The following is a 25,637-nucleotide window of genomic DNA, read 5'->3' as shown; positions in this document are numbered from 1 at the left end:
TAATATAAGTTGATTAAGTGTCAACTTATTTTAGGACGGGACAATATGAATAATAAAGCCCTGTAAACTTTACAAGGCTTTCACATTATTTTTCAGCAAGTTTCTTAAGATTATCCAGACCCTGGCCAAACATTTTATCCATGTTATTATCCATCATAGGCTTCATAATCTTCATCATACTATTCAGTTCATTATCTATCATCCAGGTTACTCTGGTTCCATTCCCTTCACGAGTCAGCACAATATTAGCTTTTGCATCTCCTTCAAAAGGTTCTATAAAGTGAAGTTTTGTCGCCATTTTCTGATTAGGGATCAGTTCGGTAATAGATTGTTCACCTTCCCCTACATTCTTATCACCCTTCCAGTGATAAGAATCTCCTAATTTATCTCCTTCTCCTGAATAGGTAATCACAATATTTTTATCGGCTTTGGAGAAAGGATCCCATTGGTTATATCCTTTTAAGTTCCCCGTATAAGTCCATACTTTTTCCTGGGGTGCGTTGATGACAACAGATTTTTCATAGTGATAGTCTTTACTGAAAGCCAGCACAGCAATGACAGCATAGATAAGAATCAGTACGATGATGATACCGATAATTTTTAAGAGTGTTTTCATAGTCTATATATTTAAGGTTATTTATTTTAATGATGACTTTTAAATCTGTTTTCAAAATTAAATATTCCCACATCACTCCTTCTTTCCATATGACAAGATTAATTAAAGATAAGGTATTTTTGTCACAACTTGCCAGTGAGGCATTATTTTTGAGCATTTGAGCTGTGATTCCCAATGAATCATTACATTTACCTTATACAAAAAGATCCAAAAATGAATATTTTAACAGAAAAATTTAACACTCCATATCATTCAGCCCCGTTTGATGTCATTAAAAATGAAGATTATCTTCCGGCATTTAAAGATTTAATTCAACAATCTGAAGCAGAAATTGATGCGATTGTCAATAATTCTGAAGCTCCTACTTTTGAAAATGTTATTGAAGCATTGGCCTATTCCGGAGAACAGCTGGATGTGGTATCCAATATTTTTTTCAATTTAAATTCTGCAGAGACCAGCGATGAAATTCAGCAGATTGCACAGGAGGTTTCACCAATTTTAACGGAATATTCTTCAAAAATTTCTCAAAACGAAGCCCTTTTCAACAAAATTAAAAAAGTATATGATGAAAAGGAAAAATATAATCTGAATGAAGAGCAGGAAATGCTTTTGAATGAAACCTACAAAGGTTTTGTAAGAAGCGGAGCTTTACTGAATGAGGAAGACAAAGAAAAATTAAAGAAAATCAGCATGGATCTTTCTTTAAAATCTTTACAGTTCGGACAGAATGTACTGGCATCCACCAATGCTTATTTTAAACATATCACCAATAAGGAAGATCTTGCAGGAATTCCTGGGGCGATCATTGATCAATATGCTGAAGAAGCGAAAGAAAGGAATCTTGAAGGCTGGGTGGTCACTTTACAGTATCCAAGCTATATTCCATTCATGACCTATGCTGAAAACCGTGAACTGAGAAAGGAACTGGCTTTAGCCAATGGTAAAAAGTCTTTCGATGGTGGTGAATTTGACAATCAGAATTTGATTAAAGAACTTCTGAATTTAAAACAACAAAAAGCTGAACTTTTAGGATATAAAAACTACGCTGATTTCGTTCTTGAAGAAAGAATGGCCAAGTCTCCGGTAAAAGTTTTGGATTTTTTAAATGAACTTCTGACCAAAGCAAAACCGTATGCTGATAAAGAAATTGAAGAATTAAAAGCGTTAGCAAAAGCTGACGGAATTGAGGAAATGCAAGGTTACGACCATGCATTCTATGCTGAAAAACTTCGTAAGGCGAAATTTGATCTTAATGATGAAGAATTAAAACCCTATTTTCCGTTAAACCAGGTACAGGATGCTGTATTCGGGCTGGCTGGAGAACTTTTCGGACTGACTTTTGAGGAAAGAAATGACATTCCGAAATACCACGAAGATGTAAAAGTATATGAAGTAAAAGAGGCCTTCGGCTCCACTCAGGCTGACAGCTACAAGGCGTTATTATACGTTGATTATTTTCCGAGAAAAGGAAAAAGAGCCGGCGCATGGATGACCAGCTACAAAAATCAATACAAGCGAAACGGGGAAAATTCCCGTCCTCATATTTCCATTGTCTGCAACTTCAGCAAACCAACAAAAGATACCCCTAGCTTACTGACTTTCCAGGAAGTGACTACTTTATTCCACGAGTTTGGGCATGCACTTCACGGGATGATGGCAGATACTCAATATCCTACTCTTTCCGGAACTTCTGTGAAATGGGACTTTGTAGAACTTCCGTCACAGTTTCTGGAAAATTTCTGCTATGAGCCGGAATTCTTAAAAACTTTTGCAACACATTATAAGACCGGAGAAGTACTTCCTGACGAAAAAATTGAAAAAATTGAGCAGTCTAAAAACTTCATGGAAGGATATCAGACTTTAAGACAGCTAGGTTTTGGACTTCTGGATATGAACTATCACACAAAAGTGGCAGAACTGGAGAACGAAAGCGTTAAAGAGTTTGAAGATAAATATACCCAAGCAACCACTCTTTACCCTTCTAATGCTGAAACAGCAATGAGCCCAAGTTTCTCACACATTTTCCAGGGAGGATATTCTGCAGGATATTATTCTTACAAATGGGCGGAAGTTCTGGATGCTGATGCTTTCCAGTATTTCAAAGAAAACGGAATTTTTAATCCTGAGATTGCAGCCAAATATAAAGTATTACTTTCTTCGGGCGGAACAAAAGATCCGATGGAGCTTTATAAAAATTTCAGAGGTAGTGAACCAAAAGTAGAAAGTTTGCTGAAAAGAGCGTTTGGATAATCAATAAAAACTGATTGAACAGATCAGGAAAATACAATATAAAAAGAACAGTGATTGCTGTTCTTTTTTGTTTTTCAATTTTTAGTGTCCAAAATATCTTATATATGGAGATCATTTTATCTTTTTTTCTATTAAATTTGATACCGGTCTTATGATACAATTTCCATTAAAATTATTGGAAGAAATATAATTCAAACAAAAAATCCATGAAAACATTATTAATTTCGATTCATCTCTTAGCTTACGAAGAAAACAGATGAATTAAAATTTAATTTTATCTCTTATAAAAATGAGTTATTCAATGAAAAATAAATTCAAGATTTTAATTTTAACTGTTCTCTTAAGTAATTTATCTTTTGCTCAAAACAATAAGGAAATTGCCTTACAAAAAGGTAATGAAGCGATTAAACTAATGGATGACGGGAAAATTGAAGAAAGTATTATATTGCTTGAAGAAAGTCAGAAATTAGATCCCGAAAACTTTAATTATCCTTACGAAATTGCATACGCTTATTATTTAAAAAAGGATTATAAAAAAGCAATTGAAATTGCGGAGAAATTGCAAAACTATAAAGATGTAAATGTTCAGCTTTATTCACTTTGGGGAAACGCCTATGACTATCTTAACAATCGTCAAAAAGCAATAGAAATATATGAAACGGGAATTAACAAATTTCCCAAAAAAGGATTGTTATATCTCGAAAAGGGAGTTGTTTATGAATTAGACAAAGAATATAATAAGGCAGCTGCATCTTATCAAAAAGGAATTTCGGTTGATCCAGAATATGCTTCAAATTATTATAGAATTGCTAATCTTTATCTTAATTCTGATGATAAAGTTCCTGGTTTAATTTATGGAGAAATCTTTCTCAACCTCGAAAGAAATACTGACAGAACCAAAGAAATGAGTAAAAATTTATTTGATACTTATAAAAACTCGATCGTATTTGAAAACGGGCATATGAAAGAATTGAGTCTTTGCAAACAAATGAAAATGACTCCAACAGATAAAAGCCTTCCTCTATGTTTAATGTTTGGAAAATGGTTTATTTATGGATTATTAAATTCCAAGGCAGAAGAGTTCAATCTGGATGCATTATCCAAAATAAGACAAGAATTTTTAAAATCATATTTCAAAAGTGATAACAAAGATTATCCCAATATACTTTTCGACTATCAGGATTTAATGTCTAAAAAAAATATTTTTGATGCCTACAATCATTATTTATTTCAAATGGGAGCTCAGGAAGAGTTCTCAAACTGGCTTCAAAAAAATGAAGCTGAATATAATAAATTTGTAGAATGGTATGTTAAACGGGAAAATGGCATCAATATCAATGAAAGTAATTTTTTTCATTTTACCAACTAAAAAACAGTCTACCGAACTCAAGATGAGCAGGATTAATTATTAATAATAGTCTTCGTTAATATTAAACCATCTAAATTTCACATGACCACCCAAGAACAAATTCAGGACTATATCAATAGCCAACCGGAAGTTAAACGTAATGATATGGAGGAACTCCATCAAATCATTCTCGAACTCATGCCGGATTGCCAGCTGTGGTTCCGCGATGGTAAAAACAGCGAAAACAAGACAGTTTCCAATCCCAATATCGGATATGGATCATATACCATGCAGTATGCTGGCGGAAAAACAAGAGATTTTTATCAGATTGGAATGAGCGCCAATACAACAGGTATTTCCCTTTATATCATGAATATCAGTGATAAAACTTATTTATCTAAAACCTATGGAGAAAAAATAGGTAAAGCCAGCGTCACTGGATATTGTATTAAGTTCAAAGCATTGAAAGATATCAATATTCAAATCCTGAAAGCTGCCATACTGGATGGACTTAAAGAGTAAAAAGCTAAATTTGCACATTAAGTAAGCATTCATTCTGTAATTTTAAATAATGAGCACGATAACAACAAGATTAGAAAACGTAAAAAAACTTCAGGCTAAAAGATGGGAAAATGAAGACCATTGGGACACTTTGAACGAGCTTTTAGTGAAAGAATTAGAGGAAATTTTACTTATTGAACCTGAAAATACTTCAGCTTTAATCAATATTGGTGCTATTTATTCTGATATGGGAGAAAATGAAATGGCTCTGGAGTATTTAAAAAAGGCATTGGATTTAGGTTCCAAAGACAAAAATCTTTTTGTAAATCTTGCCATTGTTCTTGTTTATATGGAAAAACATCAGGAAGAGTATTTGGAATATCTTGAAGAAGCGGAGGATAAAACGGAAGACCCTCTCACTTTTAAAGCCTATTTTGATCCTGAGTCCCGTTAAAAATCAATTCATTAAAAACAAAAAATCATGCTACTAGCCATATTACTCCCATTCTTATCTTTCATGGTCCGTGGAAAAGTTCTCACCGGAATCGTATGTCTGATTTTACAGATCACTCTGATCGGATGGCTTCCTGCTGCTATCTGGGCCGTACTTTCTTTAAATAATGCAAGAGCCGATAAAAGAAATGACAGGCTAATAAAAGCAATGCGGGAAAACAAAAGATAAAGCTTACTCAAAACCAACACAAACAACTGATTTAAAATCAATTAACAAACACCATCTATTATTTTCTAATTTTTGATTTATAATTTTCATGATAAAAACTTGCGAAACCGAAAAGTTGCATATATATTTGCAACCATATGGTTTCATTTAAAAATCATCATCTATGAGAAGAGATATTTTCCAGGCAATAGCAGATCCCACACGCAGGGCCATTATTGCGCTGATCGCAGTACAGGCAATGACACCCAATGCCATTGCAGAGCATTTTGATACCACAAGACAGGCTGTTTCAAAACACCTTAAAATCCTGACAGAATGTGAATTGGTGACTCAAAATCACCAGGGAAGGGAAATTTATTACTTGTTAGAAATTGATAAGATGAAAGAAATAGATCATTGGCTGGAACAATTCAGAAAAATCTGGGAAAGCCGTTTCGGGCAGCTTGATACTTTACTGGCCACATTAAAAAGCCAGCAGAATAAAATTTAATACAACAACCAAACTATAAAATAGTATTATGAAACATCATCTTCAGTTCGATTTTCTTGCAGACAAAGAAAAGAACACCTTAACGATCAGACGTGAGTTTATGGCCAACCGACAATTGGTATGGGACTGCTACACAAAAAGTGAACTTCTGGACCGCTGGTTTGCCCCGAAACCACTGACCACAAAAACAAAATCAATGGAATTCCGTGAAGGCGGACACTGGCATTATGCTATGGTAGAGCCCAATGGAACAGAATATTGGGGCCGGGTAAGCTACCATAAGATCAACTCCATTGATTCTTATACTTCCAGCGATGCATTCTGTAATGAAAAAGGAGAAATCAACACAGACCTTCCTCAGGCAGAATGGGTAGTCACTTTCACGGATAAAAATGAAAACACCCTTGTAGAAACTATTGTCACCTATCAATCCTTAACTGATCTGGAAACCATTATCGAAATGGGTATGGAACAGGGAATGATAGCTACATTGGAAAAACTTGACGAATTATTACTCACATTAAACCCATAAAAAATGAGCCAAAAAATCACAGTTTCTGCTACCATTAATGCAGATGCAAAAAAAGTATGGAATTATTACACAAATCCCGAAAACATCACCCAATGGAACTTTGCTGATCCTTCATGGCAGTGTCCTTCTGCTTCCAATGATATGAAAGTAGGCGGAAAATATGCGGCAAGAATGGAAGCTAAAGATGGAAGCTTCGGTTTCGACTTTGAGGCTGTATATGACGAAATAAAAGATGGGGAAAGCTTTAAGTACACTATGCCGGACGGAAGACAGGTACAGGTTGATTTTAAAGAAAAAGAGGGTCAGACCCATGTAGATGTAGCTTTCGATCCGGAAAACCAGAACCCTGAAGAAATGCAGAAAGCAGGATGGCAGGCCATTCTCGATAATTTCAAAAAATACACAGAATCGAATTAAAAAATTCTCCCATGAGGATTGATATAAAGCTGGATCTTTTAGATTCAGCTTTTACTTTTTCAGTGATTAGAAAACCCTGAATTCCAATAATATTGTACATTTACTTTTCAAAGTCTGAATGGCTGAGTTCAAAGAACCTCAATTTTTGAAGCTATGAAAGAAAAGCTCTGGAAGATGTTGATTATCCTGCAGAAAAATTTGATGTAATACTCAGCTCACTCCCATTACATTATATAGAATCATTCGATGTTATTGCTCAGCACATCTATACATGGCTTACTCCCGGCGGATCTTTTGTATTTTCAGTAGAGCATCCTGTATTTACTGCGGAAGGCGGTCAGGACTGGATGTATGATACAAATGGTGAAAAAATCTGCTGGACCGTAGACCGATATTTTACAGAAAGAAAAAGAAACAATATTTTTTTGGGTGAAAATGTGACCCAATACCACCGTACTCTAACTTCTTATTTAAATACATTATTAAAGCACGGTTTCAAAATCAGAGAAATCATCGAGCCAAAGTCAACTCCGGACATGTTGAAAGAAATTCGTGAGATGAAAGAAGAACTCCGCAGACCTATGATGTTAGTCATTTCTGTTTCCAAATAATTTTATAGAATATCAACATTTTAAAATAAAAAAACAATCACCTATATTGTATAACATAGTAATAAAAATGTTTTATATCTTTGTATAACAAATTACATCGATATGATTATTAAAAAACTGATAACCACTCTTGCTTTGCTTCCATTTTTAAACAATACGATGGATGCTCAGTTACAATCAAAAGGATATGAAAAGAAAATTGACAGTATTATTCAAACTGAATTCGGAAATAAAAATGAACCGGGAGGTGTATTTCTGATCACTCAAAACGGAAAAAACCTGTACCGGAAAGCATTTGGTAAAGCCAATCTTGAACTCAATGTGAATATGACTCCGGACAATGTTTTCCAGATCGGTTCTATGACCAAACAGTTTACTGCCATAGCCATTCTGATGCTCGAGCAGCAAGGGAAACTCAATGTTAATAATCCTGTTTCCCAATACATCAAAGATTATCCTAACGGAGATAAAATCACTATTCATCATCTTCTGACGCATACTTCCGGAATAAAAGATTTTACGAAAATAAAATCACTCTCTTCCATCGCTCAAAAAGAGATGAAACCTGAAGAGATGGTCAATTTTTTCAAAAACGAACCTGTAGATTTCGCTCCGGGAGAAAAATTTGATTACAACAATTCCGGCTACGTTGTTTTGGGATATATTATCGAACTTGTTTCGGGGATCACTTATGAAGATTTTATTAAGAAAAATATTTTTGATAAGGCAGGAATGAATCATTCCTATTACGCTTCCGACAGAAAAGTTATTCCTCAAAGAGCATATGGCTAACACAAAAAAGAACAGGGATTTGTAAATAAAACCGTTATCAGTTTCAGCATTCCGTTTTCTTCCGGTTCATTGATGTCTACGGCAGATGATATGCTGAAATGGCAGCAGGCTTTACAGCAAAATCTATTGCTGGATTCAACAGAAACTCAAAAAGCTTTTCAGAAATATAAACTGAATAATGGTGAAGAATTTACTTACGGATACGGATGGCATTTGAAAGAAATCAATGGAATTTCTGACCGCGAGCATGGTGGAAGTGTCTTTGGATTTAAAAGCATGGGTATTTACATTCCCAGTGAAAATATCTACGTAATTGGCCTCAGCAACTGTGACTGCCACTCTCCTACTGAAATAACCAGAAATATGGCAAAAGCCACTTTAAATGAAATTAAAACCTCATCAAAAAAACAATAAAAGCAGTATTTATTTTTTATGCCTCGTTTCAGGAAGAACATGATCCGGAACTTTAAAAATACAGATCATTACAAAAATCAGACAGAAAATATTAATCAGCAGAGCAACAGAGAAAGCATTGTTATAATGCTTTACAACAGGTTTTTCTCCAAGAAAATAATAAAAAATACTACCTACAGCAACTATTCCGATAATGGCTGCAATCTGCTGAAAAGTATTATAAACACCGGATGCATTCCCGATCAGCTTTTCAGACATTCCCGACAAAGCAATAGTAGCCAGCGATGGTATGACAGATCCTATTCCCAGTCCATGCAAAAATAACAGCAGACAGAAAACCGGAAAGCCAGTCTCCATTCTGAATAAAAACAACTGAAAGACAAGAACTACAATAATAAAGAAAAGTCCTGCTATCAGGGCTTTTTTGCCATATCTTAAAATCAGCTTTACTGAAAGAACGGAAGCCAAAATAAAACCCAATCCCTGAAAAACTATAATCTCACCTGCATCTAAAGGACTGATCTTTAATCCATTTTGAAAAAAGAGAGACAGAATATAAAAATAAGAGTCCAGCATGATAAAAAAGAAGGAAACCGCTACAATCCCCAGGTTAAAGTTTGTAAAACGGAACAGTTCAAAATCAATCAGATAAGAACGTTTATTGTGGATTCTTTTCTTCTGATCTTTTATAAAAATGAACAAAATTCCGGCTGAAATAATCATTAATAACCCATTCTTGAAATTAAACCCTTCATGCTCAGACATAGTAAGGGCATAAGTAGCACAGAACAATCCTCCAGAAAGAACTAAAACACCGCCGGCATTAAAAGACTGCTGTACAGAAATTTTAGACTCATCCAATAGTTTCAGGGTAAAGAAAACAGCCGGTAAACATATAGGAATATTCATCAGGAAAATAAGTCTCCAGGGTTCTTCTATCATTGTCAGAGACGAAAAATAACCTCCAAGAAACTGCCCCAGAACAGTTCCTATTCCAATGGTAATCCCATACCAGCCCATCGCTTTGATACGTTTCTGATGATCAGGAAACAGAATCTGTATCATGGAAAGTACCTGCGGAGCCATCATAGCAGCGCTTATCCCCTGCACAAACCTTGAAATAACCAGCTGCTCCGCACCTGCAGAAAGCCCACACGCAATGGAACTGACCATGAAAGCTAATAATCCGGTGATATAGATCTTTTTTCTTCCGTACAGATCTCCCAATCTTCCTCCGGTAATCAGTAAAGAAGCAAAACCGATAAGATAAGCTGCAATCATAAACTGCATTTCTCCATGAGAAGCATGAAGGTCTCTTTGTATCGAAGGTATGGACACATTGATGATAAAAATATCCATTATCGTCAACAACAGACCCAACAATATCACCAATAATTTCAAATACTTATATTTCATTTTTATATAGATATATCTATTTTTAACGTATCAAAAAAAAGTTAAGGCAATAAACCCTGAACAATTTTTTTCACCTGGTCAAAAGCATCATTTTGTCTATTGATCGTGGATGTAACAACTGCTCCCTCTATTAAAAGGAAAATATTTTCTGCTATTAAATCAGAATCTATCTTCTGCACTTGAACTGCATATTCATTAACGAGTGTTCTAATCATCTCTTTTTGCTTTTCTTTATGCTGTTTAGCAAAAGCTGAAACGGAAGGATTACCTTCTCCTATTTCGGACACAATTTTAATGAAGTGGCACCCTGCAAACTTTGAGGTCTGCTGCAATTTTTTTCTGTAATCAATAAGCCCCAAAAGTTTTTCTCTCGGGTTTGAAATTTTAGAGGTGCTGTTTTCAAACCCTTCAAACCAGCTAAGTTCCTCTTTGACAAGATAAGCCTGAAGAAGATCATTTTTAGATGAAAAGTGATTATACAAAGAACCAATGGCGATATCAGCTTCAGCAATAATCTGATTGATTCCCGTAGAATTATACCCTTGTCTGTAAAACAGATCTGAAGCAACCCTGATAATTCTTTCGCGCACTTTTTCTTTTTTCATCGTAAAAATTTTTACAAATGTAAATAAAAAATAGATAGGTCTATCTATTTTTTATAATTGAGATAAAATTCTATTTTAGATTCAGGAAATAATCTACTGACTGTTATCATACCTAAAAAAGCAGACAAAAAATGTGTTTTTGCAGTAGCAGAATTTGAAGAATCAGAAGGAAACAGAATTGCACTTCATAAAACGGTAAAATAGTCATACCATTCACAGCATATTAATTTTTTTAATACAGTTGACGCATATTTCGTATATTTAAACAACCATTTGAAATCTAATTTGGTAAATAACTATGGCAGAAGAACTTTATTTCATCAAGACCAATCCTACTATTGCCAAGATTAATTTGTACAATAAGCTCTGCCGTGAAGAAGAAAATATTCTGAAATTCCTTCAGCCTGAAGCGCAAAATACCCTTGAAACCATTAAAGAAAAAGTAAAAGATTCCGTTGAAGAACTTACTCAGGAAGAACTTCTGCTTATTTTCCAGTGGTTTCATCAAGTATATTCTTCAGATCACGAGGAAACCAAAACACAGCTTTTCATCAATGGTATTGATCTTTTTTATGAAATTCCAACAACTGTTCATGCCGAAAATTTCGTGCAGATTCTTTCAGATTATGAAAAGCTTCTGAAGCAGGACATGAATTACATGGTTGATGCTAAAAATTTTAATCAATTTCTGATCTACGGAATATTTCTTACAGAAATTCTCAACAGAGAACAGCATCAGGATAATATACTTTGTGAATATCTGAAACCGGACAACAAATCTTTATATCTCCTGGCAGAAAACCAATGTGGACTGAAAGAGCCTGATCATAAACTGATCCCGGATCTTCAGCATTACTTTACAGATCTGTATGATCTGACCAAATTTTACAAAGGTTCTATCATCAAGCTCGAGAATCAATAAAAATGAGGCTTTTTAAGTCTCTACAAGCATTCCGGGATTTCTCATGAGATAATCTAATGCTTCTTTCACAGCTTCTTCGGGACTTTTGGGATTGAATCCCAATTCAGTTCTGGCTTTAGAAATATCAAAATCCTGCTGTAACCCTGAAAACATAGCAATATCTTTTCGGGTGAGTACGGGTGGCTTTCCGCTTAGTTTTGCAGTCAATTCCATGATACCGGCAATTGTAAACAAGATACTCCTGGGAACGGAACGCGGAATATTCAGTTTCAACTCCGGATAAAGGGTATTGGCCAGAATGGTGGTATCCGTGATGGTCATACACTTTTCATTGGCAAGGATATAACGTTCACCGGAACGTCCTTTTTCCGCTGCCAGAAAGCATCCTTCTGCAACATCTTTCACATCAATCCAGTTCAGGGTAATTTTTGTATCTACAGGAATTTTTCTATTCAAAATTAATTTGAGGACTCCATAGGAAACATTTAACGGTAAAAATGCTTTACTGCCAATCATAGCGGAAGGCAAGACGGAAACAAGTTTTATACCGTGTTTTGCAGCCAGATCAAAAGCCAGTTTCTCTCCATCATTTTTAGAATTATAATACATATCTCTACGATCCGGATTATAACCGTTACTTTCTCTGGCAGGTAACTTTGTATAATCGAGTGCTGCAATAGAACTTACATATACCATTTTCTTTACGCCTGCTTCTGCAGCGGCTTCGATGGTATTCCGGGTACCATTGATATTAACGTCATAGATTTCTTTTTTGGGATCTTTAGCCCATAATTTAAAAGAAGCTCCTACCGCATAAAATGTTTCCACACCCTGAAGGGCTTTTACAAAAGAGGCCTTGTCGGTAATATCCGCCTGTACCAGCTCACAATCCAATCCTTCAAAAGGTTTTCTGTTCTTTGTATTTCTTACAGCAGCCCGCACCGGAATCCCCTGATTCAGTAAAAATCTTACTAAATTATTTCCCAGATGTCCATTAGCTCCTGAAACAAGGCTTAGATTATTTTTTGTCATTGCATAAATTTTAATGCTGCAAAGTTCATCTTCCCGAGAACGAAACCACTTGACTTTTGTTAGTTAATTATTTTTCTCCGGATTCTGCTCAGGCTTTCGGGTTTCATTCCTAAAAATGAAGCGATGTACCGGATAGGGACATTTTGAATAATTTCAGGATAATCATTCATGAGTTGCAGATAGCGTTGTTCAGCATTCAAAACAGATAATTCTCTGGAACGCTTTTCATTATACGATATCGACTGTTGAAAAACTGAAATGCTAAAATCTTTCATAGCCTGACTTTGGCTGATCAAATGATCGAGATTTTCTTTGGAAATTCTCAAAAGTTCAGAATCAGTGACAGATTCTATCGTATTTTCTGAAACAGTACTGTTTATAAAATCGGAATAAGACGTAAAAAATCCCGGTGGACAATTGATATGTGTTGTCACTTCATTACCCTTTTCATCTGTATAAAAAAGCCTAAGATAACCTGAAACAATATAATAAAGATATTGAGGTACTCTTCCAGCCTCTTCTATTATTGTATTTTTAGAAAATGCCACAGGCTCAAAATATTTTCTGACCGTCTCTGTTTCTTCCTGAGTGAAACCATAACCGGAATGCATATATTGTAAAAGCTTGTCGTACATTGAAATAAATCTGTTTTAATCTTACACAAAAATACCAAAAGAAAATTTCAATAGTAATGAGTTAAAAAAATATTGACTTCCAATGTAACTTCCTGCACTCAATAATTGTCTTGTAAATATAACCGGAAAAAACTGTCACTTAAAGTGCGGCAAAAATAATTTGTGAATCAGGATAAAAACTATAACACAGCCGGCAGTCTCATATTATGATATGAAACTGCTTGCTTTTTTTGGAAATTTTCTGACCTCAGGTTATGGAACAGCAAAAGCTCAATGAGCAAGATTATATCAGATCATCATCAGATTGAAAAAGAGGCTTTATTGAATCATCAAAATAAGATTACTGCTGATGTAAGCAAATAGTCAGACTATTTTTGAGAAAGCAGGCTTTCAAACTGTTCAGGAAAACAGTCCATGTAAAATGAATTATAATGACTAATTTTAAATGATGAAACACTTCATAGGTTAATCTTCAAGCGTATGGAATTACATTCTGAATATAACGAATACAGAGTTTCAGTTCCTCAGGAATTTGAAAGTGTATTTACTCATTTTTATTTTGCTGAAAATTCTTCTGAAGCATCAGTTACCAAAACACTTTTACCCACTTATCAGACGATTCTGTTATTTTGTTTTGGGGAAAATGCTACCATGTCTACTCGTGAAAAAACCATCATAAGTATAGATAAATGCGTGGTATTCGGACCTGTGAGACAGGCTTTTGAGTATACGTTTCCCGCTGGCTGTTCTATTATGGCTGCTAATTTCAAGGATGATGCATTTTATAGATTTTTCGGTAAGACATCTATTGAACATTCGGTAAGACATCCGGATGAGCTGTTGGAAGAAAATTGTTTTACGGATCTTTGGCATCAGCTTATGCAATTAGATTCAACCACAGAACAGGTAAATCATATTCTTGAATTCTGCAGACCCTATCTTCAGCATCAGGATTCTACCAGCCAGCTTTTGAGCAGTTTTGATAATCATCTTTTAAATCCTGTCAAAGTAATTGCGGAGCAGACTCAACAGACGGAAAGAAACATTCAGCGAAAGCAGAAAGAACAGTTTGGATATTCTTTAAAAGAGCTTAACCGTTATAATCGTTTTTTAAAAGCGATAAAAATCATTGAAGAGGAAACCGAAAAACAAAAACAGGTCAAATGGTTCACCATCATTGATGAATGCGGTTACTATGATCAGAGCCAGCTTATTCATGATTTCAAGCATTTTATCAACATTTCACCGGCTCAGTATTTAAAATTCCAGCAGGAAATCTGTAATCCTAAATCCCAATAGACCATTTCGTTTTCTTACAATTTTTGAGAAGTACCCCGCAGTACTTTTGTCTCATTAATCTTAACAATCCAAACAATGAGACATTTAATCATCTACGCGCATCCTAATGAAAACAGCTTAAATCATCATCTTTTAAGCACTGTTGTTGAAACACTCCAATCCCGTAACGAGGAAATTATTGTAAGGGATCTTTATACAATCGGTTTCGATCCGGTACTTTCTCTCGCAGATATGCAGGGACAGCGTATGGGAGAAATATCGGATGATGTAAGGACTGAACAGGAGCATATTTCATGGGCAGAACGGATTACCTTTATTTATCCGATCTGGTGGACGGGACTTCCGGCTATGATGAAAGGATATATAGACCGTGTATTCAGTTATGGGTTTGCTTACCGTTATGATCAGGGTATACAGAAAGGTCTTCTGAAAGGTAAAAAAACTGTAATTATCAATACCCATGGAAAATCTCATGAAGAATATGAAAAAACAGGAATGGATAAAGCGCTTACACTGACCTCCGACAATGGTATTTTCATCTATTCCGGACTGGAGATCATCAGCCATTTATTTTTTGATAAAGCAGATAAAGCGTCTGCAGAAAATCTGGACATCTGGAAAGATCAGATTAAAAATTTATACTCTGAACATGTCCTTAAAGATTAATTTTTCTATAATAACGTCTATTGAAAACTGGAAGATCAGCCCTGTTATAAAGGCTTCTTACCAAGTGACGAAAAAAATAATAAAACACGGTTTTTATATCTTTATCCTGTATTTTGCTTTTAAGGGATTTGTGGCATGAAATTGGCTTCAAAAATCGCAAGTAAAATTGTTTTGAACCATTATTTTAAGCCATTAAGATTGATGGATGGTTAAGTTTTTTCTTAAAAACAAATCTTGTTATAACCCTGCAATACGTCTTAATGGTTTAAATACTGGCTCCTCAGGAAATCCCTGTATATTGTCACAATGAAACATCTGAACAGCATATTACGTCTTCCATTCTTCAGTGAATATTACACTCCGGACTATCGTTCGGGAAGACTTTCTATATCTGTAATCCAATAAAATAATCTAACGTATATATAGAGCCCGGACAGTACCTGTCCGGGCTTTTTTCATTTTAAAACTATTCAACATGATTGATTCATTACAAGAAAATGTGGCTATCATCCTGCCGGAAAATGGTTTGGAAGAAAAACTGGCTCAAGCCGAAAAGGAAAACAGAAAACTTATCATCAAGCTAGGCTTTGATCCCACGGCTCCGGATCTGCATCTGGGACATGCCGTAGTCTTAAAAAAACTGAAACAGTTTCAGGACCTGGGGCATCAGATCGTTATTGTGGTAGGAAGTTTTACGGCAAGAATTGGTGATCCCACCGGAAAAAACAAAGCAAGAAAACCTTTGAGTGCTGAAGATGTGCGGCATAATGCCCAGACCTATATCAATCAGCTTTCCAAGGTAATTGATGTACAGAAGACGAAGATTGTTTTCAATTCTGACTGGCTGGATGCTTTAAACTTTTCTGAGGCAATTCAGCTGCTTTCAAAAGTTACCGTTGCGCAATTGATGCACCGCAATGATTTTAATAAAAGGTTTACAGAAAATACTCCTATTGCTATGCATGAACTGGTATACCCTATTCTTCAGGGTTTTGATTCTGTAAAAATAAAATGTGATATTGAAATGGGTGGTACGGATCAGCTTTTCAACTGTACCATGGGAAGACAGCTTCAGGAAGTACACCAAATGCCAGCTCAGATTGTGATGTGCATGCCATTACTGAAAGGGCTTGACGGAAAGGAAAAAATGAGTAAATCCCTGAACAATATTATCGGGCTAACGGACGGACCCAATGAAATGTTTGGAAAAACCATGTCTATTCCGGATGCTTTGATTGAGGAGTTTATCAATCTTACCACCGATTTTTCTGTAGAGGAAAAAACAGCACTTTTTTCGAGAATAAAAGAAGGTGAAAACCCTATGAATATTAAAAAGCTGATTGCTAAAAATATCATCAGCCAATACCATAATTCGGCTTCAGCGGAAAATGCAGAACAGTTTTTCATCAATCAGTTTCAGAATAAAAATTTTGAGGATAAAGTCTATGAACCTGTAGCCATTGGTCTATTGAAAGGTATGGAAAACAGAATTTCTATTATTGAACTTTGTCATCAGCTTAAAAATGACCTCAGCAAATCGGCCATACGAAGATTAATTGAGAGTGGAGGTATTCAGATCAATACCATTAAAATAACGGACGCAAATGAAAAAATAGAACTGATTCCTCAAACTAAAATAAAAATTGGGAGAAGGGGCTTTTTTGAACTGGTATGAAGATGGAAGCAGGAAGCTGGATGATGGAAGTCTTTGACAGACGATGAACTTATGAATTTTTTTGACAGGAATTTTTTTTTAACAAAAGCTAAAATGTAAATAAGGCTGGAAGATGGGAGAAGGAAGTTTTTGGCAGACGTGAAACTTATGAAGTTCTTTGACAGAAATATTTTTTTTAACAAAAGCGATTAAAAAAGGCAAAAGACCTCTACGACACAATAGTAACATCCAGCTTCCTTCTTCCAGCTTCCAACCTTTAACATATGTAAGAAAAAAATGGGACTGAAAGTTGTATTAAAATAAGCTTTAATTTTTTATTTTTGAATATGGATCTTAACCTTCGCTATAAACAAGCTGATGAAACTGATATTGATTTTCTTCTCAATCTCAGAATGAAAACCATGAATCCTCATTATGAAGCTTCCGGACTCTCCACGGATAGGGAAACAACTATGCAAAGAATTCTGTATCAGTTTGAAAAAGCCAATATTATCTATTTAAACAATCAACCTATCGGACTGTTAAAACTAGACAGAACATTTACCAATATTGATATTCTGCAGCTTCAGATAGATCCCAGCCAACAGGGCAAAGGACTTGGAAAAAAGATTTTGTCTGATATCCTGAAGGAAGCCTCATTAGCAGGCAAAACGGTGTCATTAAGTGTCTTAAAAACCAATAAGGCTCAGTATCTTTATAAAAGTCTTGGTTTCAGAATCGTGGATGAAGATCAGTATTCTTATTTTATGGAAACGGAAAGGGAGTAAATTGAAATTATTTATGTTTTGGCTAAAGTCGTTGGATGTTTCCCTTGATGAAAATAGGGTTTTAAAAAAATCAAATGATTTGATTTTTGCCATTCTGACGAAGGAAGAATCTCATACATAAACATCCATATGAGATTCTTCACTACATTTCATTTCATTCAGAATGACAAGCCTGAAACAAGCATCTATTATGTATTTTACTGATTTGCCATGGTTACGTAGATCAATCTTCCGCCTTCTTCTGAAGATAAAAGTATTTTTTTACCATCGGTGAGTTCTACCATAGAACCTGACGGAATTTCTTTTTGTTCTGTGACATCTTTCATTCCGGATAATCCCTGATTCACCAATACCCATTTTCCCTGATGGAATGTGAAATATCCCACAGGCATTTTATCCTGCATGGTCAGGTTTTCGTTGCGTATTACTTTTCTGGAAACATGCCATTTAAAAAGATACTGGTTATGATAAACCATCAGCCTGTGATTTTCGGGCTTCCATACCTCATCATCAAATCTGAAATAAAGATCTAATACCGGAAGTGTTCCCTGATGAGGTGTTCCGCAGAACGGACATTTTGGATTGCTGGTATTATCAAAGACATACCATTTTTCAGTACAGCCGGAATTATGGCAAGGCTGGATAAGATCTACGGTTTTAAGCAAAGCGGCTTCCCATTCATTGGCCGTGGGACGTCTGATGGGATCATGTAATCCGTCTATGAATGTTTTTCTGAACAATTCTGAAAGATAAGGGCCTGTAACCGTATAAGGAATCTTCTGAGGATCACCCCAGAATGCATCCCATTTTCTGAGATGATCTGCTTTTACCTGATTGGAAGGGTTTTCGGTATGTTCTACAAACAACGCTTTTTCTCCCATGGATAAAATTTCATCTTTTTCGGAATCCAGATCCCAGATTTTACCTCCACGAAGAGGATGTCTTCTCAGCAGATACATATAAATCAGAACGGCAAGAGCATGCAGATCTGTTTTTTGATTGGGTAAATGTCTGTTAGGATCCTGAAGATTCAAATGTTTTGTTTTCAACACCTCAGGGGCAATAAAATCTGCGGTGCCTATCACTTCCGGTGGAAAGAGCTTGGGAACAACAAGGCCATCAATATCAATGATACATGCGGATTTTGTAACAGGATCTACCAAAATATTATTGTATGATAAATCGGAATGTGCCAGCCCCATCTGATGCAGCTTTTTTACTCCTCTGCTGATATTGACTGCAATCTGGAAATAGCTCAGCCAATCTCCCAGTTCTGACTGATCCAGTCTCAGCGGATACTGCTGATTCCTGAACATGGGGGCAGTAAACCACTTCCCTACTTTATCCTGTCCCTGTATATTATCTGAACCAATATAGCCTTTGGTAAAATAAAATTTATGGTGATAAACAGGAACTACAATTCCTGTGAGCTTATTTCTTTCAACAATATCATAAGGCCACCTGAAAATTTCATTCAGGAAGTATTCAGAAGTATTTCCGTTCTGTATGCTTTGAAGATAGGTGGAGACAATTCTCATAATCCTTTCTTTCTGTCCTTCATCCAGCGGATTCCGGTAGAAAGCGACTACATATTCTTTATCAGGCGAAAAATAAACATCTTTCACACCGCCCCGGATAGGGTTTTCATCTACATATTCATAGGATTTGGCTGTGTCCAGAACAGAAACAACCTTAATGGTCTTTTTCATGGTATTAATAGATTATTGCCAATGTACGGTCATCGTGGTTTCCTCTGCTCCAGAAATCGCTCCAGATCAAAAGTTCTTCATCAATTTTTTCATCGTTGATAAAATCTGCTTTTGTTCTGTCATCATTATTTCCTGCAAGGTCTTCAAAAAAGGTTTTCCAGCTTTCTGTATTTTCCAGTTTACTTTCTGTGGTAAATTTAGGATCATAAATACCATCCGTCATCAGTACCAGATAAGAAAAATCTTCCACACACGTAATTCTAAAACGGGAAGCTATTTTCTCATTAAAAATCTCTTTCATGGTGATAAAACGAGTGCCACCACCAAACTCTCCCACATCCATTTGATTTAAAAGTTTTACTTCAGAAAAGTCAGTGTTAATCAGATTGATGGGGCAATCTCCTACTCCAAAGCTCAGAATAACATATCCGAAACTGAACTTTTTAACCAAAGTAAAAATAAGGGTTGCATGCAGATCATTCACAGAAAGTTCATTTTCTGCGGCTATTTTTTCTAATGCGTGATAAACATGTACAACACTTTCCGATAAAACATTGATAATTTTCTGTTGAGCTTCCAATTTTTCTTCCTCGGAAGATTGACGGTTGTACAGCATGCTGATATTATCTTCAATCCGGCTTAAAACCTCCTGTGAATTGAAAAACTCATTAACAGTTCTGGTTGCCAGTCTTGAGCCTTCTCTTGCTGCTATTGCCGAACCGGCTCCATCTGAAACAGAAACAATATTCCAATCTTCGGGAAGGTTATTCACAGCAAAATCATCTTCACGAAATTTACCTTCATGAGCATGGGAACGGCCTCTTTTGGAAGCTACAACTATCTTTTTATCTGAAAAAGAACCTTTGAATGAATCTTCTTCCAATTTATAAAAAGCAGCATTTTTATCGCCTGGAATATTTTTCCATAAGTCTTTTGGATCTGCGTTGACAAAGAGCTGTATTTTCTTTGTCTCAAGCTGATTCTGATCCTGAATGTGATAAAACCGAACATCCAGATGATACATATTATTAGTAACCGGAGTTCCTGAAATTTTTCCGTTTTCAAAACTAAGTCCTGTTTCTTCCAGGTTTCCGATTTTCTGAATCTTGATGTTAGGAAACTCTTCCATATCGAAACTGAATTCATAGAACTGTTTGGCACTGGCATTTTTCAATACCCAATGAGCATCTTTAAATTCTTCTTTTTCTTTATAAATAAGTGTTTGCTCCATAGTTTTCGGTTTGGATCCATCAGCAGACTTTCTGAAAAATTTGCCCATCATTAGCCCAGAGTTCTGTTAATATCAAATCCGCCGCCGGAAAATCCATAATAATCGGAAGTTCCGCACCATGGACATTTGCTGTATCCTTCTCCTCTCAGGCAGTGAATACCTCCACATGAGCAGGTAGCTAATGCAATAGGATTCGCACAGTGAGGACATGAAGTTCCTCCGTCCAGTTCTTCTATATTGATTTTAAGCTGTGTTTTCTGATTGGAGGAAAGCCTGTAGTAGGCTTTTTCATCAATTTTATACGCTCCGTCAAGCCTGTAGTATCTTGTAGCCATTCCCGGAATACTTGATTCTGCAAATGCTTTTTTAAATTTCATCAGATAAAGCCTTTCAGTTTCCTGACACTTCCCGTTTAACACAACAAAGTTATTATCCGGGAATCTCTGTTCCATTTCAGGATCTACTTTTTCAAGAATCATGGAATCGATTTTAGATAAATTAATTCCTTCTTTTTTAGCTTCTGTTACACTCTGGCTGGTAGTTTTAATAGAATCTGTTACCCACTTGAAAAACTCTTTGTAAGAATTTTCATCGGAATTATTGAATAGCAAAACATTATCTGCCAGAGAACCGAGAAGTTTGTAATTGGTATTTTCCCCAATAGATACGGCAATCGTATTGGATTTCCCGTTGTATTTATTGTTCCATCTTTCAATGGCTTTGGTAGCATCATCAGTAGGAACTCCGTCTGTAAAAAGAAAGACGATAGGTTTCCAGTCGCCTTTTCTTTCGTACGTTGTTTTCACAATATCCCTGTCGATACAATCCATCACTTTGATCAAGCCCTGAGAAAGTGATGTACCGCTTCCAATTGGAATTTTAGGGGGATAAAAACTGATGATATCCTGCATTGGGGTAATCACTTCAGCTTCTCCCGCAAAACCAATCACGGAAATATAAACCGTTTCAAGTGAATAGGGATCTTTTTTTAATTCCCTTATAATATTGGCGATACCTTCCTGTACCTGCTCAATAGGTTCTCCTACCATAGATTCGGAGATGTCTACTAAAAAATAAATAGGCAGTCTTCTCATTGTGTAAAGACAGTTTTTTAAATAATAATATTAAGTTCCGATGGTGGCGGAGGTAATATGAGATTTTCTCCGGTATTCTGTGATTGCCCTCCCTGTGTAATAGAAGAACTCACCCATTTGAAAAAAGAAGAAAGTGTAATAGCGTCCGTAGTATCCAGCTTCACGACATGATCGGTCAGTTCTTTGAGAAACTGTTCATCTGCTTTCGGGCCTGCAGCACATCCTACGATGGCACCAAATTCCAGTCCCCTGATCACCGGAATCATCTGTCTGTATTTCTGAATATCTGAAGGTTTTCCATCTGTAAATATAAATAACAGTGGCTGCCAGTCTCCCTTTGTATCGGCAGATTCTTTGATTATTTCCTTCTGCACCAATTCCGAAACCATTTCCAGCGCTGCTCCAGTATGCGTTGGACCGCTATCCGGACAGGTTATTTCCATGGGATAAAAACTTACCAGATCTGTTAATGGGATGATATTTTTAACTTCTCTGTCGAAGGTAATGACACTCAAATGCAGGCTGTCCATCGCCTGCGGATCTGCACGAAGCATACTGATAAGGCCGTTAAAACCATTGTTCAGCGCCTGAATAGGTTCTCCGTTCATAGATCCCGAAGTATCTAATAAAAAATAAGCTAATAATCTCCTGCTCATTATAGACAAATATTAATTCTGAAGCCGGCGGAGGAAGTCGGAGACTTCCAAGCCGGCTTTTGTGTGAGTTGAAAAAATTGAAAATCTAGTTGGAATACGCGTATTGCTGTCTCAGAATATCAATAAAGTTATCTGTATGATGCGGCTCTCCAACAGCACGGAATTTCCAGTCTCCGTTATGACGATATGCTTCTGCAAAAACCATTGCACACATTCCGTTCATAGTTGAATCACCGGAAAGGCTGTATTTCGTAATTTCTTTTCCTGTAGCATCTACCGCACGGATAAATGCATTTTCAATCATTCCGAAGTGCTGGTTATTGGTTCTTCCCTGATAAATGGTAACCAGGAATACAATTTTCTGGTAGCTCTGATCCAGCTGATCCAGTTTTACGATGATTTGTTCATCATCTCCATCTCCTGCTCCCGTTCTGTTGTCTCCGGTAAGCCATACATTCCCGCTTGGATGCTGCATGGAATTGAAGAATACCACATCTCCCTGATAAAGCCCCATCTGTCTTCCGTCATTGGTTTGCACCGTTCTTCCAAGATTAGCTACTTTTCCGTTGCCATCTAAAAGAAATGCTACTGCATCAAGGTCATATTCTGCTTCTTTACTGAAGAGTTTCCCAAAAAATCCGCTGCTTTGTTTTCTTACGTCCCATCCTAAACCGATGGTTACTTTTGAAAGATCATAAACGCTTTCGCCACGGTCATTTTTTCTCAAATCTATCGTTTGTCCTTTCTGTAAATTGATTGCCATAGTTATAGTTTTTTTGTATTTGATGATTTATTTGATGATTTGTCCTTTGTAGTATTTTTCAAGGAAGAAGCCAAGATCTGCTCTGTATCCTATTCCTGAAGCTTCAAATTTCCAGCTTCCGTTTCTTTTATACAGTCTTCCGAACTCTACACCGGTTTCAATAGAAAAGTCTTCATCCAGTTCATATTTTGCAATTTCCTGGTTGGAGTTATTATCTACCACTCTGATATAAGAATTTCTTACCTGTCCGAAATTCTGTCTTCTTCTTTCAAAATCTTCAATGGTTACCACAAAAAGAATCTCTTCCACTCTTGAATCTACTTTATCAAGGTCTATAATAATGGCTTCATCATCATCACCATCGCTGTTTTTACCACTCGGATCATCCCCTGTATGGGTAAGAGCTCCGTCCGGAGAATTCAGGTTATTGTAAAAAACAAAGTATTCTTCGCTTACTAATTTTCTGTCAGAATCAATCATGATTGCAGAAGCATCCAGGTCAAAGTCGTAGCCGGTTCCTTCATTCGGATCCCAGCCTAATCCAATCGTCATTTTAGTTAATCCTATCTCGATCTTTTGTCCTTTCTGGAGATTAATTGCCATAGTGTTTTATATTATGATTATTTTTTGCATTAAGATAGAAGTGATTTATGAACTGACCAAATTTATTGATGAAAAAATGTTCCCTACCGATTAATTTTAAACTCTTTAAGTCACAAAATGGCCATAAAAAAAGGTTCAATTAAAAAATTGAACCTTGTATATTTAAAAATGTGTTGAATTAATTTTCAAATTCTTTATCCGAAACAGCGGCATTTCTTGCTTTTGTCAGCATAGGAATTGAGATTAATCCCATGACCAGCATAATCACAATCTGCAGCGGTAAAGAAATAAAGGAATAGGTAAGCCCCATTTCACCCCCGAAATCTGCACTTTTTCCTACTGAAATGAAAAGAGCCATAAAACCATACTTCATGGCCAGGTTATACGCTCCGATTCCTCCACTGGCAGGGATAATCATCCCTAATGTTCCTACAACAATAATGAAGAAACCGTCTGCAAAGGTAAATGCGGATGTTTCAGGAAGAGCAAAACACACCAGATAAGCGGCCAGATAATAGCAAATCCAGATTCCTAATGTATAAAGAATGAATTTTCCTTTTTCTTTTAATTTAAAGATGGAGGTTATCCCTTGAAAAATACCATCAATAAAGCTGACTATTTTTCCTAAAAACGGAACTTCTGCCAGTTTCTTTTTAAATACAAAAAATATAACTGTTCCTACTACCAGAATAGAAAGCATTAATATTATTTTATTAGGATTAATATCCACTCCTGAATTTTTATAGAATGACAGAATAGCTTCGTATTTAAACAATAATGTCAATCCTAAGAAACCTAGCATACAGATCAGGTCTACAACTCTTTCCAAAATAATGGTTCCGAAAGATTTGTCTACAGGTACTTTTTCCACGCCATATAAAGCGGTTGCTCTTGCCACTTCTCCACTTCTGGGGATGGTAAGATTCATCAGATATCCAAATGATATGGACCAAAGTGCATTGGAATTTGAAATCCTGTGCCCCATTGGCTCCAGCATCAGATTCCAGCGGATCGCTCTGAACCAGTACGCAAGAAGACCAAATACGGAAGCAAACAATACCCAAAGATAATTTGCTTTCGCCAGAGACTTCTGAATGACTTTAAAATCCAGCCCTTTTAAGGCAAGCCATAAAAAAAAGCCTGCAAAAGCAAGCGATATTACTATTGTAAGTATTGATTTTACCGGACTTTTTGATGTTTTCTCCATGTACTATGTAAGAAGATTTGTTTTTTCATCCGGGAAAACGATTTTCGGCTGGAAGTCTTTTGCTTCTTCCGGGGTCATCTGAGCATAGGCAATAATGATGATGATATCATCTTTCTGTACTTTTCTTGCTGCAGGACCATTCAGGCATACTTCTCCTGATTTTCTTTTCCCTTTGATCACGTAGGTATCAAAACGTTCTCCGTTATTCACATTCACGATATAGACTCTTTCTCCCACTACCAGGCCGGCAGCTTCTATAAGATCTTCATCGATCGTTATACTCCCTATATAATTAAGGTCAGAGGCAGTTACTCTCACCCTATGAATCTTAGACTTGAAAACTTCTATTAACATGCTGCAAATTTATTAATAAAAATTAATAAAACAGGCCTTTATTAACATTTTAAAACTCCCACAAACACAGGGATTTAATTTAACAAAACACAAAAAATATAAAAATTACTTATAAATTTAATAATCATATGGTCAAAAAAATTAATTGTTTATATATAATTTAGGATTTAATAAATACGAAAAATAATATCAGCTTTTTGCTAAAGTCAATACACATAAGCATTTGGCATGATTTTAGTGACCTGTAACGTAGATTTTCTGTGAAAAGTGTAATTATCATATTTTAACTGATTTCAGTGAAAAGTAAAAAATTTTCACAAGTTTTAATAAAAAAATTGCACAATTAGAAA

Annotated in this window: 27 protein-coding genes and 1 pseudogene; 15 read left to right on the top strand and 13 right to left on the bottom strand. The window is 35.9% G+C overall.

Annotated features, from left to right (window positions below):
• Positions 1 to 85 precede the first annotated feature (85 nt).
• Positions 86 to 616, bottom strand: coding sequence for an SRPBCC family protein (locus EK417_RS10175; protein WP_062673913.1), 531 nt, complete (start codon positions 614 to 616; stop codon positions 86 to 88).
• 213 nt (positions 617 to 829) lie between these two features.
• On the opposite strand from EK417_RS10175, the gene EK417_RS10170 reads away from it, so the two are divergent.
• The 10 genes and pseudogenes from EK417_RS10170 (at position 830) to EK417_RS10125 (ending at position 8,653) form a co-directional block, all read left to right on the top strand.
• The gene (locus tag EK417_RS10170) at positions 830 to 2,866 is read left to right on the top strand and encodes a M3 family metallopeptidase (RefSeq protein ID WP_136522105.1); all 2,037 of its coding nucleotides are present in this window, start codon (positions 830 to 832) and stop codon (positions 2,864 to 2,866) included.
• Positions 2,867 to 3,167: 301 nt separating this feature from the next.
• Positions 3,168 to 4,235, top strand: a complete 1,068-nt coding sequence (locus EK417_RS10165; protein ID WP_136522104.1) for a tetratricopeptide repeat protein — start codon at positions 3,168 to 3,170, stop codon at positions 4,233 to 4,235.
• An 81-nt stretch (positions 4,236 to 4,316) separates the two neighbouring features.
• Positions 4,317 to 4,736, top strand: a complete 420-nt coding sequence (locus EK417_RS10160) for a DUF1801 domain-containing protein (RefSeq protein ID WP_136522103.1) — start codon at positions 4,317 to 4,319, stop codon at positions 4,734 to 4,736.
• A 49-nt stretch (positions 4,737 to 4,785) separates the two neighbouring features.
• On the top strand, positions 4,786 to 5,169 hold the full coding sequence (locus tag EK417_RS10155; protein WP_076596329.1) for a tetratricopeptide repeat protein: 384 nt from the start codon (positions 4,786 to 4,788) through the stop codon (positions 5,167 to 5,169).
• A 27-nt stretch (positions 5,170 to 5,196) separates the two neighbouring features.
• Positions 5,197 to 5,397 carry a YqaE/Pmp3 family membrane protein gene (locus tag EK417_RS10150; protein WP_228402547.1) on the top strand — a complete coding sequence of 67 codons (201 nt, stop codon included), beginning with the start codon at positions 5,197 to 5,199 and terminating at the stop codon, positions 5,395 to 5,397.
• A 163-nt stretch (positions 5,398 to 5,560) separates the two neighbouring features.
• The gene (locus tag EK417_RS10145; RefSeq protein WP_136522102.1) at positions 5,561 to 5,887 is read left to right on the top strand and encodes an ArsR/SmtB family transcription factor; all 327 of its coding nucleotides are present in this window, start codon (positions 5,561 to 5,563) and stop codon (positions 5,885 to 5,887) included.
• A gap of 28 nt (positions 5,888 to 5,915) precedes the next feature.
• On the top strand, positions 5,916 to 6,419 hold the full coding sequence (locus EK417_RS10140) for an SRPBCC family protein (protein WP_136522101.1): 504 nt from the start codon (positions 5,916 to 5,918) through the stop codon (positions 6,417 to 6,419).
• A 3-nt stretch (positions 6,420 to 6,422) separates the two neighbouring features.
• Positions 6,423 to 6,836, top strand: coding sequence for an SRPBCC family protein (locus EK417_RS10135; RefSeq protein ID WP_136522100.1), 414 nt, complete (start codon positions 6,423 to 6,425; stop codon positions 6,834 to 6,836).
• Between the two features lie 167 nt (positions 6,837 to 7,003).
• A complete protein-coding gene (locus EK417_RS10130) occupies positions 7,004 to 7,447 on the top strand; it encodes a class I SAM-dependent methyltransferase (protein WP_110367105.1) in 444 nt (147 codons plus the stop codon).
• Between the two features lie 102 nt (positions 7,448 to 7,549).
• Positions 7,550 to 8,653: pseudogene (locus EK417_RS10125) on the top strand (serine hydrolase domain-containing protein).
• Positions 8,654 to 8,662: 9 nt separating this feature from the next.
• Here the strand turns inward: EK417_RS10125 and EK417_RS10120 are convergent.
• The gene (locus EK417_RS10120; RefSeq protein ID WP_136522099.1) at positions 8,663 to 10,069 is read right to left on the bottom strand and encodes an MFS transporter; all 1,407 of its coding nucleotides are present in this window, start codon (positions 10,067 to 10,069) and stop codon (positions 8,663 to 8,665) included.
• Positions 10,070 to 10,110: 41 nt separating this feature from the next.
• On the bottom strand, positions 10,111 to 10,674 hold the full coding sequence (locus tag EK417_RS10115; RefSeq protein WP_076596336.1) for a TetR/AcrR family transcriptional regulator: 564 nt from the start codon (positions 10,672 to 10,674) through the stop codon (positions 10,111 to 10,113).
• Between the two features lie 298 nt (positions 10,675 to 10,972).
• Here EK417_RS10115 and EK417_RS10110 point away from each other — a divergent pair, with 298 nt between their 5' ends.
• The gene (locus EK417_RS10110) at positions 10,973 to 11,596 is read left to right on the top strand and encodes a hypothetical protein (RefSeq protein ID WP_110367101.1); all 624 of its coding nucleotides are present in this window, start codon (positions 10,973 to 10,975) and stop codon (positions 11,594 to 11,596) included.
• A gap of 12 nt (positions 11,597 to 11,608) precedes the next feature.
• Here EK417_RS10110 and EK417_RS10105 read toward each other — a convergent pair whose 3' ends face one another.
• Positions 11,609 to 12,628, bottom strand: a complete 1,020-nt coding sequence (locus EK417_RS10105) for an NAD-dependent epimerase/dehydratase family protein (RefSeq protein ID WP_136522098.1) — start codon at positions 12,626 to 12,628, stop codon at positions 11,609 to 11,611.
• A 59-nt stretch (positions 12,629 to 12,687) separates the two neighbouring features.
• Complete coding sequence (locus tag EK417_RS10100) at positions 12,688 to 13,263, bottom strand: Crp/Fnr family transcriptional regulator (protein ID WP_136522097.1); 576 nt, start codon at positions 13,261 to 13,263, stop codon at positions 12,688 to 12,690.
• Between the two features lie 480 nt (positions 13,264 to 13,743).
• Here EK417_RS10100 and EK417_RS10095 point away from each other — a divergent pair, with 480 nt between their 5' ends.
• From EK417_RS10095 to EK417_RS10080, 4 genes are all read left to right on the top strand, one after another.
• On the top strand, positions 13,744 to 14,562 hold the full coding sequence (locus EK417_RS10095) for a helix-turn-helix domain-containing protein (RefSeq protein WP_136522096.1): 819 nt from the start codon (positions 13,744 to 13,746) through the stop codon (positions 14,560 to 14,562).
• Positions 14,563 to 14,637: 75 nt separating this feature from the next.
• On the top strand, positions 14,638 to 15,228 hold the full coding sequence (locus tag EK417_RS10090; RefSeq protein ID WP_076596341.1) for an NAD(P)H-dependent oxidoreductase: 591 nt from the start codon (positions 14,638 to 14,640) through the stop codon (positions 15,226 to 15,228).
• Between the two features lie 475 nt (positions 15,229 to 15,703).
• Positions 15,704 to 16,903, top strand: coding sequence for a tyrosine--tRNA ligase (gene tyrS, locus EK417_RS10085; RefSeq protein ID WP_136522095.1), 1,200 nt, complete (start codon positions 15,704 to 15,706; stop codon positions 16,901 to 16,903).
• Positions 16,904 to 17,229: 326 nt separating this feature from the next.
• Complete coding sequence (locus EK417_RS10080; RefSeq protein ID WP_136522094.1) at positions 17,230 to 17,670, top strand: GNAT family N-acetyltransferase; 441 nt, start codon at positions 17,230 to 17,232, stop codon at positions 17,668 to 17,670.
• 197 nt (positions 17,671 to 17,867) lie between these two features.
• On the opposite strand, the gene EK417_RS10075 is transcribed toward EK417_RS10080, so the two are convergent.
• The 8 genes from EK417_RS10075 to panD form a co-directional block, all read right to left on the bottom strand.
• Positions 17,868 to 19,379, bottom strand: coding sequence for a helix-hairpin-helix domain-containing protein (locus EK417_RS10075; RefSeq protein WP_136522093.1), 1,512 nt, complete (start codon positions 19,377 to 19,379; stop codon positions 17,868 to 17,870).
• A 4-nt stretch (positions 19,380 to 19,383) separates the two neighbouring features.
• On the bottom strand, positions 19,384 to 20,661 hold the full coding sequence (locus tag EK417_RS10070) for a PP2C family serine/threonine-protein phosphatase (RefSeq protein ID WP_136522092.1): 1,278 nt from the start codon (positions 20,659 to 20,661) through the stop codon (positions 19,384 to 19,386).
• A complete protein-coding gene (locus EK417_RS10065) occupies positions 20,661 to 21,704 on the bottom strand; it encodes a TerY-C metal binding domain-containing protein (RefSeq protein ID WP_136522091.1) in 1,044 nt (347 codons plus the stop codon). The genes EK417_RS10070 and EK417_RS10065 overlap by 1 nt, the downstream gene beginning before the upstream one ends.
• 17 nt (positions 21,705 to 21,721) lie before the next feature.
• Complete coding sequence (locus EK417_RS10060; RefSeq protein WP_076596346.1) at positions 21,722 to 22,360, bottom strand: vWA domain-containing protein; 639 nt, start codon at positions 22,358 to 22,360, stop codon at positions 21,722 to 21,724.
• 85 nt (positions 22,361 to 22,445) lie between these two features.
• Positions 22,446 to 23,123 (bottom strand): TerD family protein, encoded by a 678-nt coding sequence (locus EK417_RS10055; RefSeq protein ID WP_136522090.1) that lies wholly within the window; start codon positions 23,121 to 23,123, stop codon positions 22,446 to 22,448.
• A gap of 27 nt (positions 23,124 to 23,150) precedes the next feature.
• The gene (locus EK417_RS10050; protein WP_076596348.1) at positions 23,151 to 23,726 is read right to left on the bottom strand and encodes a TerD family protein; all 576 of its coding nucleotides are present in this window, start codon (positions 23,724 to 23,726) and stop codon (positions 23,151 to 23,153) included.
• 178 nt (positions 23,727 to 23,904) lie between these two features.
• Positions 23,905 to 24,933 carry a lysylphosphatidylglycerol synthase transmembrane domain-containing protein gene (locus EK417_RS10045; protein ID WP_110367088.1) on the bottom strand — a complete coding sequence of 343 codons (1,029 nt, stop codon included), beginning with the start codon at positions 24,931 to 24,933 and terminating at the stop codon, positions 23,905 to 23,907.
• A 3-nt stretch (positions 24,934 to 24,936) separates the two neighbouring features.
• On the bottom strand, positions 24,937 to 25,287 hold the full coding sequence (panD, locus tag EK417_RS10040) for an aspartate 1-decarboxylase (protein ID WP_002976902.1): 351 nt from the start codon (positions 25,285 to 25,287) through the stop codon (positions 24,937 to 24,939).
• Between the last annotated feature and the right edge of the window lie 350 nt (positions 25,288 to 25,637).

This window comes from Chryseobacterium candidae, assembly GCF_004916905.1.
In the GTDB taxonomy this organism is placed as follows: Bacteria; Bacteroidota; Bacteroidia; order Flavobacteriales; family Weeksellaceae; genus Chryseobacterium; species Chryseobacterium candidae.
Note: the sequence above shows the minus strand (reverse complement) of the source record. Positions and strands in the feature narration are given on the sequence as shown.